This is a genomic window from Actinokineospora fastidiosa (assembly GCF_014648415.1).
GTDB classification, from domain to species: domain Bacteria; phylum Actinomycetota; class Actinomycetes; order Mycobacteriales; family Pseudonocardiaceae; genus Actinokineospora; species Actinokineospora fastidiosa.
On the sequence record NZ_BMRB01000004.1, the window covers coordinates 91,961 to 109,189 of the forward strand.

Below are 17,229 nucleotides of genomic sequence, written 5' to 3' on the forward strand. Positions count from 1 at the left end.
GGGCGGGGTCCCCCGGCGCGTGGGCGCGCACCGGCCCTGCGTGGAACCCCGCCCGCGCCTGATCCGCTACCGTTCCGCCAGGTAGCGCTCCGCGATCCCGCGCAGGTGCGAGTGGATCCCGTCGTAGGCCGTGGCGTGGCCCAGGATGCTCTTGGGCAGCTTGGCCAGCATCGTGTACGTCGTGTCCACGACGTTGCCCGCCGGGGCCAGGCCCGCCTGGCTGACCAGTTGGTAGGCGTCAAGGGCGTCCAGGCCCAGCAGGCTGGCCGTCCAGCCCACCAGGTCGTGCTGGCTGATGCGGAAGGCGTCCTCCAGCGGCCGGGCCGACCCGGTCGACATGAGGTGGTCCGCGCTCTCCAACCGGGGCCAGGCCGGGGCGGCGCCCTTGATCAGGTCCACGACGACCACAGTGGACATCGCCGCCTCGACCGCGGTGCCGCAGACCTCGCCCTCGCCCTGGCGGCAGTGGCCGTCGCCGATGGAGATCATCGCGCCGGGCACGTTGACCGGGAAGTACGCCGTCGTGCCCGCGCGCAGCTCGGGGGTGTCCATGTTCCCGCCGTGCGCGCCGGGGCTGATGCTCATCAGCACCTCGCCCGCCGCTGGCGCGACGCCGACCGTGCCGTGCATCGGGTCCAGGGGCAGCTCCACCTCGAACTCGCTGCCCCGCGCCTGGAACCGGCACACGCCCCCGGGCACGTCCACCTCGTAGAGCCACACCCGCTCGGGCAGGGCGTCGTGCAGCATGGCCGTGGTGTGGGTCGCGGTCAGCGCCCCGAAGTGCGGGAAGGTGCTGGACACGGCCCAGTCGCGCACCGGCCGGATGTCGGCGAAGTGCACCGCCACCGCGTCGCCCGGCTCGGCCCCCTCGACGGCGATGGGGCCGGTCACCGGGTTGAGGTAGGGGAAGGCGCAGACCTGGCTGGGCAGGTCGTCCACTGTGCGCACCGCCCCGCCGAAACAGTCCTCAGTGGTCAGCTCGACCACGGTGCCCGGCAGCACGGTCAGCAGCGGCTCCCGCCCGCCGAAGGCGTAGGCCAGCTGCTCCCGCGCGGGGTCAAGGCGCACGACCTCGATGCTCACTTCTCCTCCTCCGTCCCACCGATACCGGACAGCCGCAGCCCGCGACCCGCCAGCAGCAGGGCGATCATCAGCACCACCCCGGCCCCGAGCCACACCAGCCCGCTGGTCTGCGCGGCCAGCTTGGCGTTGACCACGACATAGGCGAGGATCGCGAACCCGATGGCCGGGGCGATCAGGTGCTTCCCCCACTCGCGGCTGCGGTTGCGGATCACGTAGTGCACCACGACGGCCACGTGCAGGACCAGGAACGCGGTCATCGCGCCGAAGTTCACCAGCGAGCTGAGCAGCGTGATGCCGTCGTCACGGGACTGCATGTAGAGACCGAGCGCCAGCGAGACCGCGGCGACCAGCAGCGTGGCGTTGACCGGCACCCGCCTGGTCGGGTGCACCTTGGACAGGAACCTGGGCAGGCTGCGGTCCCGGGACATGGCGTACAGCAGCCGCGAGGTCGCCGCCTGCGCCACGAGCGAGTTCGCGAAGCCCCACGCCACCGCCGTCGCCGCGGCCGTCAGGATCGCCAGCCACTCGCCACCGGCCACGCGCGCCGCGTCGTAGAACGCCGTGCCGCCGGGGTCGCCGTCGGTGAGCAGGGCCTGGGTGTCGGGCACCAGCATCGCCGCCACCCACGTCTGCACCACGAACAGCACGCCGACCAGCAGCAGCGCGGCCACCATCGACCGGCCGATCGCGCGGGCGGACTCCCGGTTCTCCTCGGCCAGCGTGGAGATGCCGTCGAAGCCGAGGAAGCTGAGCACCGCGATGGACACCGCGCCGAAGACCAGCGGCCAGGAGAACGTCTCGCTGGTGAAGAAGGCGTCGAAGCTGAAGCCCTGCCCCTTGCCCTGCGCCACCGCGACCACGCCGATGCCGATGAAGACCGCGAGCACGATCAGCTCGGCCACCAGCATGATCCGGTTGACCCGCGCGGTCATCTCGATGCCGAGGTAGTTGACCGCGGTGTTGAGCAGCACGAACGCCACCAGCCACAGCCACAGCGGGACGGCGGGCACCAGCGAGTTCATCGCCACGCTGGCGATCAGGTAGAGCAGGCCGGGCACCAGGACGTAGTCGAGCAGGATCATCCACCCGGCCAGGAAGCCGACCGGCGCGCCGATGCCCCGGCCCGCGTAGGTGTAGACCGAGCCCGCGAGCGGGAACGCCTTGGACATCTGGGCGTAGGAGTTGGCGGTGAACAGCATGGCCACCATGCCGATGGCGTAGGTCAGGGCGACCATCCCGCCGGAGCCCTGGAACACGCCGCCGAAGATGCCGAACGGGGCGATCGGCACCATGAAGATCAATCCGTAGATCAACAGGTCCCGAAAGCCGAGCGAGCGCCGCAGCTCCTGCTTGTAGCCGTAGCGCCCCAGGTCCGTGTCCTGGCTCATGCCGTCCTCCTCGCCGTGACAGTGCGGCGAAGCCTAGACACAATCCTTCCGATTGAAAAGATTTCAGACGGAAGGATCTTTGTCGGCGCGGTCAGAAGCCCGTGATGACGGTGAGCTCCAGGCCGTCGGCGCGGGCGAGGAACCCGCCCGGGCGAGGCGGGCCCAGCGACGCTGCCGACCACCTGCCGCCCGTGGGGTCGGCGAGGAGCCGGACGGCCCCGACCCGCGCCGCGGACGCGGTCAGCTCGCCCGCCGCGGCCAGCGCCGCCGCAAGGTGCACGCCGTCGTAGCAGCCCTCGGCGTAGGCGTCGAGTACCGGCGCGCTGCCGCCGAACAGCCCGCGGTAGCGCTCGGCCAGCGCGATCCGCCGGTCGTCGCCCTGGCCCGCGAACGACCGCATCGCCGCGTACAGCTCCCCGGTCTCGTCACCGCCCGCGGCCAGCAGCACGTTCTCCTCCAGCGACCCCGACAGCCGCACCACGCGCCCGGCCAGCGCGGACGCGGCGAACACGCGGTTGAACAGGGCGAGGTCGCGGCCGACCAGGCTGACCAGCACCGCCTGCGCCCGCACCCGGGCAAGGGCGCCCACGATCTCCTCGGCGTCGATGCCCGGCTCCGGGAACGGCACGAGCCGCCGCCAGACCACCTCCGCGCCCACCCCGCGCACGATCGCCGAGGCGGCGCGGTGCACCGCGCGCGGCCAGATGTAGTCGCTGCCCACCAGCGCCCAGCGGCGCAGCCCGCGATGGGCCGCCAGCCAGCGCACGGCGGGCGCGAGCTGGCGCGCGGGGGAGTCCCCGAGCAGCACGACGCCCGGCAGCCGCGTCCCGCCCTCGTGCGGCGGGGTGAACACGTACGGCGCCCGCCCGCCCAGGGCCGCCTCCAGCGCGCGGTGGACGTCGCTGGTGTGGAACCCCACAAACGCGTCGACCAGCCCGATCATCGACGCGGCCGCCACGGCCACCTCGTGCGGCATCCGACCGGCGTCGAGCAGCACCAGCTCCACCCGCCGCCCGCGCACCCCGCCCGCCGCGTTCAGCTCGGTGGCCGCCAGGGAGGCGGCCGACAGGCCGGACGGGCCGGTCAACCCCAGCGCGCCGGACAGCGGCAGCAGCAGGCCGATGCGCAGCGCGCCCGCGTCCGGCCCGGCCACCGCGACCTCGACCGGATCGCGCACGACCGCGCGCACGACCGCTGTGGAGTCCATGGACGGACAGTATGCTCGGTGTCCAACCCCCCGGCGAAGGGCATGTCATGGCTGGTCACCGCGCCTCCCGGCTCGTCGGTGGGGACCTGGTCGACCTGCTGACCCGCGCCCAGCGCGCCCTGGTCCGCGACCTCGGCACGGTGCTGGAGGAGGAGGGGTTCACCGTCGACCAGTGGCGGGTCCTGCGCGCCCTGGCCGCCCAGGAGCGCTCGATGGGCGAACTCGCCGCCGCCGTCGAGATCCCGCACCCCACCCTGACCCGCATGGTCGACGCGCTGGTCGACTCGGCCCTGCTGTACCGCTCGCAGTCCGAGGAGGACCGCCGCCGCGTCTCGGTGCACGTCTCCGCCCTCGGCCGGGCCAAACTCGACCGCCTGGAATCCCTCACCGCCGCCCACGAACGCACCCTGGCCGCGCGTGTCGGCACGGACACCGTCACCCAACTCACCCATCTCCTGCGCGAGCTGGCCTAATCCGCCCGAGGACAGCCCGCGCCTCGACCTGCCTCGCGACGACGAGCGGCGGCGGTCCGGGTGCATCCGCCGCGGTGGAACCGGCCGCTCGACCGGTCCGGTCAAACCCCGGCCGGGGTGACCAGGCGATCGGACGCCAACTCCGTTAAAACCAGTGCCGCCCGCGAAAACACCTAGGTGTCCACGGATTGCAACGGTTTCGTCGCTGCCCGCAGAATCGCTCTGTCCCCAGCGTGGCCCGGCGGTGCCGGGTCGCGCGATGTTTCGCGCACACCCTGCTACGCGAAAAGAAAGCGATCCCATGAAACTGCTCAAGTCCCTGGTGACGGTCGTCCTGGCAGCGGCGTCCATGACCATGATGGCGCAGGCGGCCGCGGCCAAGCCCGCGCCGCCGTCCGGCACGCCCGACGCGGGCATCCAGATCATCGACGGCGGCTACTACAACCAGAACGCGCCCTGGGCCGCCCGGCTTTTCCTCAACGGCACCGAGAACTGCAGCGCGACCATCATCGCGCCGCGGTACATCCTGACCGCGCGGCACTGCGTCGGCGGCGGGATGTCGTTCCGGATCGGCAGCCTCGACCAGTACTCCGGCGGCACCGTCGCCTACGCCTCGCGCACGACCGTGCACTCCAGCGCGGACCTCGCCATCGTGCAGCTCGACCGGTCGGTCAACACCACCTACTCGCCGCTGGGCACCACCTCGGACGTCTGGGTCGGACAGACCACGACCATCCTCGGCTGGGGCGCGACGGGCCGGTGCAACCCCGAGCTCTCGTGCCAGTCCCGCTACCTGAAGTACGCCAACGTCGAGGTCGCCACCGTGAACGGCCGCGACTACCACGGCGGCGTCGGCATCGGCGCGTACTACGGCAACGGCATCGCGGCGGGCGGCGACTCCGGCGGCCCGATGTTCGGCAACGGCCGCCAGGTGGGCGTCGCGTCCACCAGCAACCGCAGCGACTACAACACCTACACCAACATCACCCGCTACCGGTCCTGGATCAGGTCCATCGCGGGCGTCTGAGCCGCTGAGGCCTGATGGGGTGGCGGGCCCGGCCCGCCACCCCATCAACGGCGTTTGGCGGGTATGAATCGAAGGCATGGCTGTTGCTCCGCCCCGGCGTCGGGTACGAATGGGGGTCCCCGACGAAGGAGGAGCCCCATGTCAGCGCACGATCACCCGGTCCGCTCCTTCGCCGGGGCGCTCGACACCGCGATCGCCGCGCACGGGCTCACCCTCGACCGGCTCCGCCGCCACCTGGCCGACCACGGCGTGGCGGTCAGCAACGCCACGCTGAGCTACTGGCGGCGCGGCCTGCGCCAGCCGGAGAACGAGCGGTCCCGCCGGGCGGTCGCCGTCCTCGAACAGGTCCTCGACCTGCCCCCGGCCACGCTCACCAGCCGCATCGGCCCGCCGCGCCCGCGCGGGCGCTGGGTGGACCGGGCCGAGCAGATGCCGATCGGCGACCTGATCGCCCAGCTCGCCACCCCGGGCGAGGGCCGCCGGTCGCTGGTGTCGGTCCACGACGTGTACACCGTGACCGAGCACGGCACCGAGCGCGGTGTCCGCACCCGCATCGTGCTCCGCGGCCTCGGCGGGCGGGTCACCCGCTACGTCGTCGGCTACCAGTCCGACCATCCGGGGATCGTCCCCGTTCTGGCCGATGTGGACTATGCGAGCGTCGGGCGGGTCCTCACCGACCCCGGCGCCGGGTACCTGGTCGCCGAGCTGGTCCTCGACCGCCCGATCCGCGGCGGCGAGTACGCGGTGCTGGAGTACGAGATCGGCGGCCACGCCACCCCGCCCATCGCGCACTACTTCCGCAACCTGCGCAGGCCCGTCAGCGAGTACACCCAGCTGATCCGCTTCGAGGGCCGCCCGCCCGCGTTCTGCACGAGCTACTGGCAGGCGAACGCGTCGGCTCCCGTCCATGCTGTCAAGTCCGTCCGGATGGGCAAGTCCCGCGACGTCTGCTTCGTGGTCAGGGACGGCCGCGTCGGGATCATCGGCACCGACTGGCGGTGGTGAGCGGGCTCAGCGCGCGGCCCGCAGCAGGTCGTAGTGCGGGCTGTGCTCGCGGACGAAGGACCAGTAGGCGTCCCTGGCGAAGTCGACCAGCGTCGGCAGCCGCTTGGCCAGCGTGCCGTCGCGCGGGCAGAGCATGACGTGCCGCTGCCACAGCGGATTGCCCGCGAGCGGCCGCACGACCACGTCCTCGCTGCCGAAGTACACCGGCTGGCACGGCGCCACCGCGCGCCCCGCCGCGACGAGCGTGCGCACGGTGTCCGCGTTGGGCGTGGTGTAGGGGACCTCGGGGGTGAAACCGTGCTGGGCGCAGGCGATGTGGAAGCAGTCCGGCCATCCGGCGCCGTTCGGCGGGCTGACCGCCCAGTTGTGGTCGGCGAGGTCGCCGAGGGCGATCTCGTCCTGCGCGGCCAGCGGGTCCGAGCCGGGAACGGCGACGAACACCGGCTCCTCGGCCAGGACCTCGCAGTGCAGCGCCTGGTGCGACGGCATCTCGAAGCCCGGGTAGTCCACTGTCGTCACCAGGTCGAGCCTGCCCGCGGCGAGCAGATCGCGCAGCAGCAGCGGTGAGTACTCCATGGTGAGCCGCACGTCGGCGTCGGGCAGCTCCGCGCCCATCCGCTCGGCCAGCCCCAACAGCACCGAGCCTGCCGACCCGCCCACGGTGATGACCGGTTTGGCCCGCTCCACGAACCGGGCCGCGCCGCTGCGCAGCTCGGACATCGCGGCGAGGATGGACCGGGCGCGCAGGAGCACGTACTCGCCGACCGCGGTCAGCTCGACACCCGCGGGACTGCGGGTGAACAGCGGCGCGCCGATCTCCTCCTCCATGCGCCGGAGGCGGACGGAGAGCGCGGGCTGGGACAGGCCGAGCAGGACCGCCGCGCGGGTCAGGCTGCCGGTCTCGGCGATCACCGCGACCGTGCGCAGGTGCCGCACCTCCAGTTCCATCCCGGCAGTCTAGGTCGGCAGCGGCGGTCGTACCGGGGTCGGACGTCCACGGTACGGACGCCTGCACCTAGTGAACGTTCACGCCTTGTGTGAAAAGCGGGCGGGCCCCGGCGCGACACGGCGGGCCGACCGCCCTGTTCAGCCTGCGTCGACGGCGTTCCCGGACGAATTCTGCGTATCCGATTCTGTGAAAATACGTATGACCCGCGCGTCCTGGATACGGGCAGCACCGCCTTGCCCGCCGACCGTAGACCGTTTCATCCTTGCCGTCATGTCGGTTGCTCCCTAACAGGACGGGGATGGCCTCGGCCACCCGCCCGGTCAGGTTCCCCGGGGCCGCGACCGCGCCCCGATTCCCGGTTAGGCGAAGAACACATGTCACCACGTGATCCGGTCCCCACCGCGCTGGTCGGCCGGGAGGACGAGTTGAGCAGGCTGCGGTCGGCAGTCCGGCGCACCCCCGCGTTCGTTCAGGTCGAGGGGGAGGCCGGGGTCGGCAAGAGCCGGTTGGTCCGGGAGCTGATCGGCTCGGTGGACGCGGGCGGCCCGACCGTGCTGGTCGGGCACTGCCAGCACCTGCGCGAGCCGTTCATCCTCGGCGCCGTCCTGGAGGCGCTGCGCAGGGCGCGCGGCAGGCTGGCGCGGTGCGGGGCGCTGAACCCGGTCACCTCCGTCCTGCGCACGGCCGTGCCGGAGCTGGCGGACGTGCTGCCGCCGCTGCCGAGGGAGATCGGCGACCCGGTGTTCGACCGGCACCTGCTGTTCCGGGCGATCCGGGAGGTCCTGGTGGCCGTCGGGCCCGCCCTGCTGGTCATCGAGGACCTGCACTGGGCCGACGACGGCACGCTGCAGCTGCTGCGGTTCCTGATGGCCGACCCGCCGCCCACGCTGGCGGTGCTGGTGACCTACCGGCGCGAGGACGTGCCGTGGGGGATGCCGCTGGGCGCGGCGTACCGGCCGGGGGCGGGCGTGACCGCGGAGATCCTGCCGCTGAAGCCGCTGGACACCGCCCAGGTGCGGATCCTCGCCGCGGTGGTCCTGGGCGTGGAGACGGTGAGCGCGGAGTTCGCCGCCGTGCTGCACGAGCACACCGCCGGGCTGCCGTTCGTGGTCGAGGAGGTGCTGCGCTCGGTGCGGCCGGGCCAGGCGGCGATCGACGGGGTGGACGTGCGGTGGTGGTCCGAGCGCGGCGAGGTGCCGGTGCTGCTGCGCGAGTCGGTCGCCGAGCGGCTGGCCGGGCTGTCCGAGGACGCGGGCTGCCTGGCCCGCGCCGCCGCCGCGTTCGCGATCCCGGCCTCGATCGAGGTGCTCGGCGAGGTCGCCGGGCTCTCCGGCGACCGGCTCAAGGCCGCGGTCGACGAGGTGCTGGCGTGCGCGCTCCTGCACGACGCGGGCGACGGGACGTGCGCGTTCCGCCACGCCCTGGCGCGGCAGGCCGTCTACGGGACGATGAGCTCGATCGAGCGCAAGGACCTGCACCGGCGCGCGGTGCGCCTGCTGGCCGCGATCGACCCGCCGCCGCTGGTCCAGCTCGCCGAGCACAGCAGGCTGGCCCACCAGCGCGCCGACTGGCTGGCCTACGGTGAGGCCGCCGCCGACCAGGCGCTGGCGGTCTCGGACGCGATGACCGCGTCGCCGCTGCTGCGGCTCCTGCTCGCCGAGCCCGCCCTGTCCGGGGCGGACGTCGACCGGCTCGGCGTCAAGCTGGGGGAGGCCGCCCTGCTCGGCCTGGACGTGCCCAGCTCGGCGTCCGTGCTCAAGCGGCTGCTGATCGACGACCGGCTCTCCGCAGGCGCCCGCGGCCAGGTCAGGATGCAGCTCGGGCTGCTGTTGGCGCGGTACTCCGACGCGCTGGTCGAGGGCCGCGCGCAGCTCGAACTGGCCGTGGACGAGCTCGGCGGTCGGCCCGACCTCGCTGCCAAGTGCATGAGCGCCCTGGCCGTGCCGTTCAGCGGTGACGTCCCGCTGTCGTCGCTGGCGCCGTGGATGCGCAAGGCGGACGCGGCCATCGACCAGTGCGCCGACCAGGAGCAGCGGATCTCGCTGATCGCCAACGTCGTCGGGGGGCTGGTGGCCATCGGCGACCCGGACACCGACGAGCGCCTGGCCACGCTGCCCGCCCTCGGGCGGACCCTGGGCGAGCAGCGGCAGATCGCGCGGGCGCACTGCAACCTCGGCGACTCGCTGACCCTGATCGGCCGGTTCGACGCCGCGGACGAGTACCTGCGGTTCGGGGTGAAGGCGGCCGAGGAGAGCGGCGCGCTCTACGTGCTGAGCACCGCGCGCAGCACGCGCATCCGCCTGGACTGGTTCACCGGCGCGTGGGAGGGGCTGGCCGAGCGGGCGGCGTCCCTACTGGCCGAGTACCGCGAGCTGACCGCGGTGGCCGCCGAGCTGAACCTGGTGCTCGGCCAGTTGGCCCTCGCGCGCGGGGAGTGGGAGGCGGCGCGCACGCACCTGCTGGAGACGGGCGTGCGCACGCCGCGCGCGGCGATCACGCCCATCGCGCTCGGCGGCAGCGCGGGCCTGACCCGGCTGGCGCTGCGCGACGACGACGTCGTGCTGGCCGTCGTCGAGGCGGACGCGGGCGTGGCGTTGTTGCGGCGCAAGGAGGTGTGGGCCTGGGCGGGCGAGCTGGCGCCCGCCGCCGTCGACGCCTATCTCGCCGCGGGGCGGGTGCTGGACGCGGAGGAGCTGGTGCGCTCGGCGACCGAGGGGATCAGCGGGCTCATCGCCCCGATGGCCGCCGCCGCCCTGCACACGTGCCGGGGGGCGCTCGAACAGCACGCGGGCGGGACGGGCGCGGAGCACCACGCCGCGGCCGCCCGCGCGTACCAGGGGATGGGCGCGCCCTACCTGGCGGCCCTGGCGTGGGAGCGGGCCGAGGCCCACCGGCTGAGCACGGGCGGCGACGCCGCCATCACGGCCTATACGCAGTGCGCCGAGCGTTATCAGGCGCTGGGCGCCGTCCACGACGCCGCCCGCTGCAGGCACCTGCTGCGCTCCCTCGGGATCACCACGCCGTCGCGTCAGGGCAGGCGCGGATACGGCGACAGCCTCTCGCCCCGGGAGCGCGAGGTGGCCCGCCTGCTGGCCGCGGGGCACACCAACAACGAGATCGCCGAGACCCTGTTCCTGTCATCGCGGACGGTCGAGCAGCACACCTCCCGCGTGCTGCGGAAGCTGCGCCTCAGTTCGCGACGGGAGATCCGCACCGCCGACCTGCGCTGGTGAACGGGCCCGTCGAGGCCGGTCGTCGACCGAGGTCGGCGGCCGGCCATCCGGCATGACCGGGCGTCGGTGACCAGGAGTGGTTCCGCGCTCGATTAGGTGCCGCCACCTAGCGAATCTCCGATTGAATGCGTCACCCGCACGGCTGATGCTGAGTCCTATGTGACTGCCAGTGATCATCCCTGCCCGGCAGTCACGCCTCCGGGCGTCGCCCGGTGGAAGGAAACGGAGAACTGTCCCATGCGATCTCATCGCACCACCACGGTGACGGGCGCGGCGGTCGCCGCCCTGCTCGCCGCTGCCGGGATGGCACTGCCCGCAGCGGCTGCCGAAGGCGCCATCCAGCGCGCCGACCAGCCGGACTCGGTGCCCGGCGCCTACCTCGTGATGTTCAAGGACGCATCGGTCTCCTCGGCGCAGACGGCGTCGAAGGCCGGTGAGCTGGCCAGGAAGTTCGCAGGCCGCATCACCTACACCTACCCGGCGCTGAACGGCTTCGCGGTCGACATGAGCGAGGCCCAGGCCAGGAAGCTGGCCGCCGACCCGGCTGTGGCCTACGTCGAGCAGGACCGCAAGGTCCGCGCCCTCGACACCCAGACGAACCCGGTCTGGGGCCTGGACCGGATCGACCAGCCGAACCTGCCGCTGGACCGCTCCTACACCTACCCCGCGTCGGGCGGTCAGGGCGTCAACGTCTACGTGATCGACACCGGCATCCTCACCACGCACAACCAGTTCGCCGGACGGGCCAAGCACGGCTACGACGCCATCGACGGCGACTCCAACGCCACCGACTGCAACGGCCACGGCACCCACGTCGCGGGCACCATCGCGGGCTCGACCTACGGTGTGGCGAAGAAGGCGACCGTGCACGCGGTCCGCGTGCTGAAGTGCGACGGCTGGAGCCAGGGCAACTCGGTCGCCGCGGGCATGGACTGGGTCGCCCGCAACGCCGTGCTTCCCGCGGTCGTCAACATGAGCCTGGGCGGTGGCGCGTCGCCCACCAACGACGACGCCGCCCGGCGGCTGCTGCAGCGGGGCATCACCACCGTGGTCGCCGCGGGCAACGAGGGCCAGGACGCCTGCAACGTCTCGCCCGCCCGCGTCCCCGAGGTGCTGACCGTCGCCGCGTCCGACAGCTCCGACCGCCGCTCGATCTGGCCCAACAACAGGTCGTCGAACTACGGCACCTGCGTCGACCTGTTCGCGCCGGGCACGGACATCACCTCCGCCTGGCACACCGGGAACTCCGCCACCAACACCATCTACGGCACGTCGATGGCGACCCCGCACGTCGCGGGCGCGGCCGCGCTGTACCTGGGCATGTCCGGCAACTCCGGCAAGACGCCCGCCGAGGTCAACCGCGCGCTGCTGGACAACACCGTGACGAACAAGATCAGCGACGTCAAGGGCTCGCCGAACAAGCTGCTGCAGATCGGGTTCCTCAACGGCGGCGGCCCCGACCCGGACCCGGACCCGGACCCGGGCAACTGCTCGGAGGAGACCTTCACCGGCTCCCTGAACGCGGGCGGCTCGGCCTACCAGCCCAACAACAGCTACTACCAGTCCACCACCTCCGGTGTGCACCGCGGCTGCCTGACCGGTCCCTCGGGCGCGGACTTCGACCTGTACCTGCAGAAGTGGAACGGCTACGGCTGGACCACCGTCGCCGAGGGCACCACCCCGGCGGCCAATGAGGAGGTCGAGTACACCGGCACCGCCGGCTACTACACCTGGCGCATCCACGCCTACAGCGGCTCCGGCAGCTACACCCTCAAGACCGACAAGCCCTGACCGATGCACAGCGGCCCCTCGCGGATCACTCCGCGAGGGGCTGTTGCGCGCCTGCCCGGGCACCTTTCCGTCCGAACGCCCGCGGTGGGCGTTTTCGGTCAGGCGACCGGCTGATCGGTCCGTCGGCGGTTGAGGGTGAGGGCGGTGATGGCCGCGCCCGCGACCGCGATGCCCGCGGCGGCGAGGAAGGCGGTGGACAGGCCGTCGGTCAGGGCGACCCGGTCGGCGATCTCGGCCGCGCCCGCGGTGGCCGCGACGGCGGTGATGGCGGCGAGGCCGAGGGCGGAGCCGATCTGGTAGCTGGTGTTGACGATGCCCGAGGCGAGCCCGCCCTCCTCCGGCCGGGCGCTGGAGATGGCGGTGCCCAGCGAGGGGATGAACGCCAGTCCCATGCCGACCGCGGCGACCAGTGACGCGGGCAGGACGTCGGCGGGGAAGGTCCCGTCCGGACCGACCTGGGCCAGCCAGAACAGGCCCGCGCCGAGCACGACCAGCCCGGTGACAGTCATCGCCTTGGCGCCGAAGCGGCCGGTCAGGCGGGGTGCGACGGCGATCATCATCAGCATGATCATGGCGGTCATGGGCAGCAGCGCGGCGCCGCTGGCGAAGGCGCCCAGGCCGAGCACCTGCTGCAGGTAGAGGTTGAGGAAGAACCACATCGGGATCCACGCCGCGCCCAGCAGCAGCTGGGCGACGTTGGCCGCGCCGAGGTCGGGCGTGCGGAAGATGCCGAGCCGGACCAGCGGCTCGCCCCGACGGGCCTGGATCGCCAGGAACGCTCCCAGCAGGACGATCGCGCCGACCAGGCCGAGCACGGTCGTGGCCGAGCCCCAGCCTGCCTCGGGCGCGCGCACCACGGAGTACACGGCAAGGCCGAGTCCGGCGGTGACGGTGACCGCGCCGAGGACGTCGATGCCGCCGCGCTTCACCTGGGCCCGCGGCATGAGCGCAGGCACGGCGATCAGCACCGCGACGGCGATGGGCACGTTGATGTAGAAGACCCAGGGCCAGCTGATGTACTCGGTGATGACCCCGCCGAGGAACACGCCCGCGGTGCCGCCCGCGGGCGCGGCGGCGCCGTAGAGCGCCAGCGCCTTGCCCAGTTCGCGCGGGTTGCCGCCGAACAGCGTCATCAGCAGCGTCAGCGCGGACGGCGCGATCAGCGCCGCGCCCACGCCCTGCACGGCGCGGCCCGCCAACTCGACCCACACCGCCTCGGCCGCGCCCGCCAGCACCGAGCCGACCAGCAGCACCGCCCATCCCGCCGCGAACACCCGCCGCGCGCCGAGCAGGTCCGACAGCCGCCCGCCGAGCAGCAGCAGACCGCCGAAGGCGACCACGTAGGCGTTGAAGACCCAGGACAGGGACTCCTGGGTGAACCCTAGATCCGTCTGCATCCGCGGCAGGGCGACACCGATGATCGAGGTGTCCATGATCACGATGAACTGGGCGAGCGCGATGAGGCCGAGCGCCCACCAGCGTCGATCCACCCGAACGGCCGTCGTGGACATTGGTACTCCATAGGGGTACGGGGTATATGTCGACGGCGAAGCTAGCAGCGGTCGATCACCGCGGCAAGGGGGTGTGCGGCCGGGGTGGCCTAGTCCACAGGTGAAGCCGCCGACGACCGCTCGGGGTACGGTAGGGGGGTATGATCCCGACGAGCTGAAGGTGGCCCCGTGCGCGAACTGCTCCGGCTGAGCACGAAGACGACAACCCGCGGCTGGCGCCTCGCCGCCAAGGCCATCCTCGCGCTGTGCTGCGACACCCCGACGCCCACCGCCCACCTCACCGCAACCCGCCAAGGCCGCGCCGGTTCCCTGAACCTGACGCTGTCCCTCACCCGAACCCCACCCTGCGGCCGCTAGGAGCAGGGGTAACGGCAGATGCCTGACACGACCAACTCGCTACCCGACTTCTTCGACGCCTTCGAGGCACGTATCGAGGAATGGTCCTCTGGAGCGCGCGTCGGACTTTCGCACACGGAGATCGAGGAAGTGGCCACGGACCAAGGCGGGCAGACCCTGCCCGCCGCTTACGTCGAGTTTCTGCGGAGATTGGGAAGGAACGGCGGCTCCTTCCTTGTCGGACCGCTGGTCTCGTCGAGCGCGGCCGCCGAGCCCGCCTTCTCCGCGGGCGCGGACGCCATGATCAGGCCAACCCGTGCCCGCCGGTGATCCACAGTTGCTCGGTGCTGCTCGCGCCCAGGTCGGCCGCCGTCTGGGGCAGGGCGAGGAGCAGCACGTGCACGTCGATGGAGACCAGGAGCGCGGGCGGGCTGAGCACGGCGAGCGCGATCCACTCCCGCCGCCCGGCCGCCGCCGGGAGCAGATCGGTCATCGCGGGGTCCTTCCGAGGTCGATTGCGGATGTCGGCCCCTGGTCGGAGCGGGCACCCGGGTCTCGCCATCCCGGAAGGACGGCGGCAGACCGCGCGCTACGGCGTCAGGATCTCGATGAACCCGTCGGTCCCGTTCACCCGGATCCGCTGTCCATCCCGGATCGCCCGGGTTGCCCGCTCGACGCCGACGACCGCGGGCAGGCCGTACTCCCGGGCGATCACCGCGCCGTGGGTCATCAGGCCGCCGACCTCGGTCACCAGGCCCGCGATCGCGACGAACAGGGGAGACCAGCTGGGATCGGTGTACGCGGTGACCAGGATGTCGCCCGGTTCGACGTCGGCGGTCGCCAGGTCGAGGATGACCCGCGCCCGCCCCTCGACCGTCCCGGCGGACACCGGCAGGCCGACCAGGGCGCCGTCGGGCAGGTCGTCGCGGCGGTAGGACCCGGAGACGGCCTCGCCGTCCGAGGTGAGCACCCGGGGCGGCGTGAGCGCCGCGTAGGACCGGAACACCTCCTTGCGCCGCCGGATGAGCTCGCCGTCCACCCGGTTCGTCCGCACGACCTCGCGGAGTTCCCGCAGCCGCAGGAAGAACACGTCGTCGCGCTCGCCGAGCACGCCCGCCCGGACCAGGCGCTCGGCCTCGGCCAGCAGAGCCTGCTTGTAGACGAAGTAGCGGCTGACCATGCCGTACTTCGGGTACTCCCGATACCCGGTGTACGTCCGGACGAGATCGATCCTCCGCTTGGTCTCCTCGGCCTTGCGCTCGCCGTCCGGCAGCGCCCGCAACCGCGCCAGCAGGTCCTGCTCCTTCGCCGACGCCTCCTGCCGCCCCTGCTCGAAGCGCCGCTCGCCCGCGCCCGGCTCGAAGTTCCTGACGTGGGACAGGATCATGGGCAGGAGCATGGCGGGCCGCTCGCTCCACCTCGGCCTGGTGATGTCGATCTCGCCGACGCAGCGCATGCCGTACTTGTCGAGATAGGCCACGATGGCGTCGCGCGCTTCCCGGCCACCGTCGATTTCGGCCAGGTCGTCGAGGAAGTCGTCGTGATCGACCTCCTGCAGGAAGGCGACGACCTCCGGGTGCGGGCGGATCGCGTCGGCGACGTCGAGCAGCGCCAGCCCCATCTCCGAGGTGACGTTGTGCGGGACGGACTGGGTCAGCGTGTCGGCCGGGTTCTTCTCGCCCAGCCACTCCGACAGCCGCTCGTTGAGCCACCACGTCGCCTGCATCGCCGCCATGATCACCTGGTGGCCCCGGGGGTCGAACAGGATCCGGCGCAGTTCCTGGAAGTCCGCCAGGATGAAGTCGATCAGCTCGACTCCCGACCGCGTCCGGATCTCCCGCCTCACCGCGGCGATGGAGGTCTCGCACTGCTCGATCAGCCCGGTGACGAGAGCGGGGTCGGTCTCCACCGTGACCGGGGCGACGCCGGGGATCGGCGGCGGCTCCTCGCCGCTCGGCGGCGGGATGAAGCCGTCGCGGTCGACGACGGTCCGCAACGCGTCCTCGATCAGCGGGTCGGACTTCCCCAGCACCTCCATGAAGCCCGCCCGGTTCGTCGGCGACGCCAGCTGCGGGGTGACGTCGACGAACAGCCGCCCGCCCGCCTCGGCCATGGGCCGGGGAGTGGTCAGCTGCCACACGGACAGGCCCAGGGGCGTCATCGGGTCGGTCATCATCTGCTGGTGGCCGACGGAGACGTAGACGTGGTTCTCGCCGTCGTCGGTCTCGGGGATCGGGAACAGCGTGGTGATCGGCCTGCTCTGGACGATGGGGAAGTCGTCGTCGACCAGGCACCACTCGATGTCCTGCGGACGGCCGAAGTGCGCCTCGATCGCCCGTCCCAGCCGGGCGAGCCGCACGACCTGCTCGTCCGTCAGCGCGGGCCGTTCCTGCTGTGCCGGCTCGATAAGCCGCTCCTGCGTTCCGCCGCCCGGCACGGCGTGGACGGCCCGCTGCTTGACGGCGATCGACCTGGCGACGATCTCGCCGTCGCGGACCTTGAAGCTGTCGGCGTTCACCAGGCCGGAGACGAGCGCCTCGCCGAGTCCGAATCCCGCCTCCACGGACACGACCTTCCGGTCGGACGTGACGGGGTCCGCGGTGAACAGCACGCCCGCGGCCTCCGGGAAGACCATCCGCTGCACGACCACGCCCATGTGGACCTTCCGGTGGTCGAAGCCGTTGCGCAGCCGGTAAGCCACGGCGCGCTCGGTGAACAGCGACGCCCAGCACCGGCTGACGTGCCGGAGGACCGCGGCGGAACCCACGACGTTGAGGTAGGTGTCCTGCTGGCCCGCGAAGGAGGCCCCCGGCAGGTCCTCCGCCGTCGCGCTGGACCGGACAGCGCAGGCGACGTCCGCACCGAGCCCGGCGACCGCCCCGGTGATCGCCGCCGCCAGGTCGTCCGGCATGGCGATGTCCTCGATGACCCGTCGGATCTCGGCGCTGCGCGCGCGAATCCCCTCCCGGTCGTCCGGGCCGAGTCCCGCCAAGTGCTCCACCTGCTCGCCGATCGACGGCGTGTCCGCCATGACCCGCCGGAAAGCGTCCGTCGTCACGCAGAATCCCGCTGGCACGCGGACACCCTCGATCCGCGAAAGCTCGCCCAGGTGCGCCCCTTTGCCACCCACGACCGAGACCTGTGTCCGGTCGATCTCCTGGAGACCGAGCACGTAGCTGCTCATCCGTCTACCTTCCCCCGTCGGTCCCTTGCTCTCGGCCGCCAC

The 17,229-nt window shown here is 72.4% G+C and carries 13 protein-coding genes and 1 pseudogene; 7 read left to right on the forward strand and 7 right to left on the reverse strand.

Annotation, left to right across the window (positions count from 1 at the left end; translation table 11 throughout):
* Window positions 1-66: 66 nt before the first annotated feature.
* The 3 genes from IEY98_RS22530 to IEY98_RS22540 form a co-directional block, all read right to left on the reverse strand.
* Complete coding sequence (locus IEY98_RS22530) at window positions 67-1,083, reverse strand: acetamidase/formamidase family protein (protein ID WP_189212608.1); 1,017 nt, start codon at window positions 1,081-1,083, stop codon at window positions 67-69.
* A complete protein-coding gene (locus tag IEY98_RS22535; protein ID WP_189212609.1) occupies window positions 1,080-2,471 on the reverse strand; it encodes an APC family permease in 1,392 nt (463 codons plus the stop codon). Before IEY98_RS22535 ends, IEY98_RS22530 begins: the two co-directional genes overlap by 4 nt.
* 91 nt (window positions 2,472-2,562) lie before the next feature.
* Window positions 2,563-3,678: a substrate-binding domain-containing protein gene (locus IEY98_RS22540; RefSeq protein WP_189212610.1), complete on the reverse strand. Its 1,116-nt coding sequence runs from the start codon at window positions 3,676-3,678 to the stop codon at window positions 2,563-2,565.
* A 47-nt stretch (window positions 3,679-3,725) separates the two neighbouring features.
* On the opposite strand from IEY98_RS22540, the gene IEY98_RS22545 reads away from it, so the two are divergent.
* From IEY98_RS22545 to IEY98_RS22555, 3 genes are all read left to right on the forward strand, one after another.
* A complete protein-coding gene (locus tag IEY98_RS22545) occupies window positions 3,726-4,151 on the forward strand; it encodes a MarR family winged helix-turn-helix transcriptional regulator (protein ID WP_189212611.1) in 426 nt (141 codons plus the stop codon).
* A gap of 301 nt (window positions 4,152-4,452) precedes the next feature.
* Complete coding sequence (locus IEY98_RS22550; RefSeq protein ID WP_189212612.1) at window positions 4,453-5,178, forward strand: S1 family peptidase; 726 nt, start codon at window positions 4,453-4,455, stop codon at window positions 5,176-5,178.
* A gap of 138 nt (window positions 5,179-5,316) precedes the next feature.
* Window positions 5,317-6,183, forward strand: coding sequence for a hypothetical protein (locus IEY98_RS22555; protein ID WP_189212613.1), 867 nt, complete (start codon window positions 5,317-5,319; stop codon window positions 6,181-6,183).
* A 6-nt stretch (window positions 6,184-6,189) separates the two neighbouring features.
* Here IEY98_RS22555 and IEY98_RS22560 read toward each other — a convergent pair whose 3' ends face one another.
* Window positions 6,190-7,131: a LysR family transcriptional regulator gene (locus tag IEY98_RS22560; RefSeq protein WP_189212614.1), complete on the reverse strand. Its 942-nt coding sequence runs from the start codon at window positions 7,129-7,131 to the stop codon at window positions 6,190-6,192.
* Between the two features lie 375 nt (window positions 7,132-7,506).
* Here IEY98_RS22560 and IEY98_RS22565 point away from each other — a divergent pair, with 375 nt between their 5' ends.
* Together IEY98_RS22565 and IEY98_RS22570 are read left to right on the forward strand one after the other, a co-directional pair.
* Entirely contained in the window at window positions 7,507-10,365 is a 2,859-nt protein-coding gene (locus IEY98_RS22565; RefSeq protein ID WP_189212615.1) for an ATP-binding protein, read from the forward strand.
* Between the two features lie 237 nt (window positions 10,366-10,602).
* Entirely contained in the window at window positions 10,603-12,156 is a 1,554-nt protein-coding gene (locus tag IEY98_RS22570) for a S8 family peptidase (RefSeq protein ID WP_229787238.1), read from the forward strand.
* Between the two features lie 98 nt (window positions 12,157-12,254).
* Here the strand turns inward: IEY98_RS22570 and IEY98_RS22575 are convergent, their stop codons facing one another.
* On the reverse strand, window positions 12,255-13,667 hold the full coding sequence (locus IEY98_RS22575) for an MFS transporter (RefSeq protein ID WP_189212616.1): 1,413 nt from the start codon (window positions 13,665-13,667) through the stop codon (window positions 12,255-12,257).
* A 168-nt stretch (window positions 13,668-13,835) separates the two neighbouring features.
* Here IEY98_RS22575 and IEY98_RS22580 point away from each other — a divergent pair, with 168 nt between their 5' ends.
* Both IEY98_RS22580 and IEY98_RS22585 read left to right on the forward strand, forming a co-directional pair.
* Window positions 13,836-14,024: a hypothetical protein gene (locus IEY98_RS22580; RefSeq protein WP_189212617.1), complete on the forward strand. Its 189-nt coding sequence runs from the start codon at window positions 13,836-13,838 to the stop codon at window positions 14,022-14,024.
* Between the two features lie 18 nt (window positions 14,025-14,042).
* Window positions 14,043-14,333, forward strand: a complete 291-nt coding sequence (locus tag IEY98_RS22585) for a hypothetical protein (RefSeq protein WP_189212618.1) — start codon at window positions 14,043-14,045, stop codon at window positions 14,331-14,333.
* On the opposite strand, the pseudogene IEY98_RS22590 reads toward IEY98_RS22585, so the two are convergent.
* Both IEY98_RS22590 and rph read right to left on the reverse strand, forming a co-directional pair.
* Window positions 14,317-14,496 (reverse strand): annotated as a pseudogene (locus IEY98_RS22590) (MFS transporter); the annotation flags it as partial. The gene IEY98_RS22585 and the pseudogene IEY98_RS22590 sit on opposite strands and share 17 nt — an antisense overlap.
* A 96-nt stretch (window positions 14,497-14,592) precedes the next feature.
* The gene (gene rph / locus IEY98_RS22595; protein ID WP_189212619.1) at window positions 14,593-17,187 is read right to left on the reverse strand and encodes a rifamycin-inactivating phosphotransferase; all 2,595 of its coding nucleotides are present in this window, start codon (window positions 17,185-17,187) and stop codon (window positions 14,593-14,595) included.
* Between the last annotated feature and the right edge of the window lie 42 nt (window positions 17,188-17,229).

Bases quoted from the DNA above. Each gene is read 5' to 3' on its own strand.
- IEY98_RS22535 (WP_189212609.1), bottom strand. From the start codon at position 2,471: ATGAGCCAGGACACGGACCTGGGGCGCTACGGCTACAAGCAGGAGCTG.
- IEY98_RS22540 (WP_189212610.1), bottom strand. From the start codon at position 3,678: ATGGACTCCACAGCGGTCGTGCGCGCGGTCGTGCGCGATCCGGTCGAG.
- IEY98_RS22545 (WP_189212611.1), top strand. From the start codon at position 3,726: ATGGCTGGTCACCGCGCCTCCCGGCTCGTCGGTGGGGACCTGGTCGAC.
- IEY98_RS22550 (WP_189212612.1), top strand. From the start codon at position 4,453: ATGAAACTGCTCAAGTCCCTGGTGACGGTCGTCCTGGCAGCGGCGTCC.
- IEY98_RS22555 (WP_189212613.1), top strand. From the start codon at position 5,317: ATGTCAGCGCACGATCACCCGGTCCGCTCCTTCGCCGGGGCGCTCGAC.
- IEY98_RS22560 (WP_189212614.1), bottom strand. From the start codon at position 7,131: ATGGAACTGGAGGTGCGGCACCTGCGCACGGTCGCGGTGATCGCCGAG.
- IEY98_RS22565 (WP_189212615.1), top strand. From the start codon at position 7,507: ATGTCACCACGTGATCCGGTCCCCACCGCGCTGGTCGGCCGGGAGGAC.
- IEY98_RS22570 (WP_229787238.1), top strand. From the start codon at position 10,603: ATGCGATCTCATCGCACCACCACGGTGACGGGCGCGGCGGTCGCCGCC.
- IEY98_RS22575 (WP_189212616.1), bottom strand. From the start codon at position 13,667: ATGTCCACGACGGCCGTTCGGGTGGATCGACGCTGGTGGGCGCTCGGC.
- IEY98_RS22585 (WP_189212618.1), top strand. From the start codon at position 14,043: ATGCCTGACACGACCAACTCGCTACCCGACTTCTTCGACGCCTTCGAG.
- rph (WP_189212619.1), bottom strand. From the start codon at position 17,187: ATGAGCAGCTACGTGCTCGGTCTCCAGGAGATCGACCGGACACAGGTC.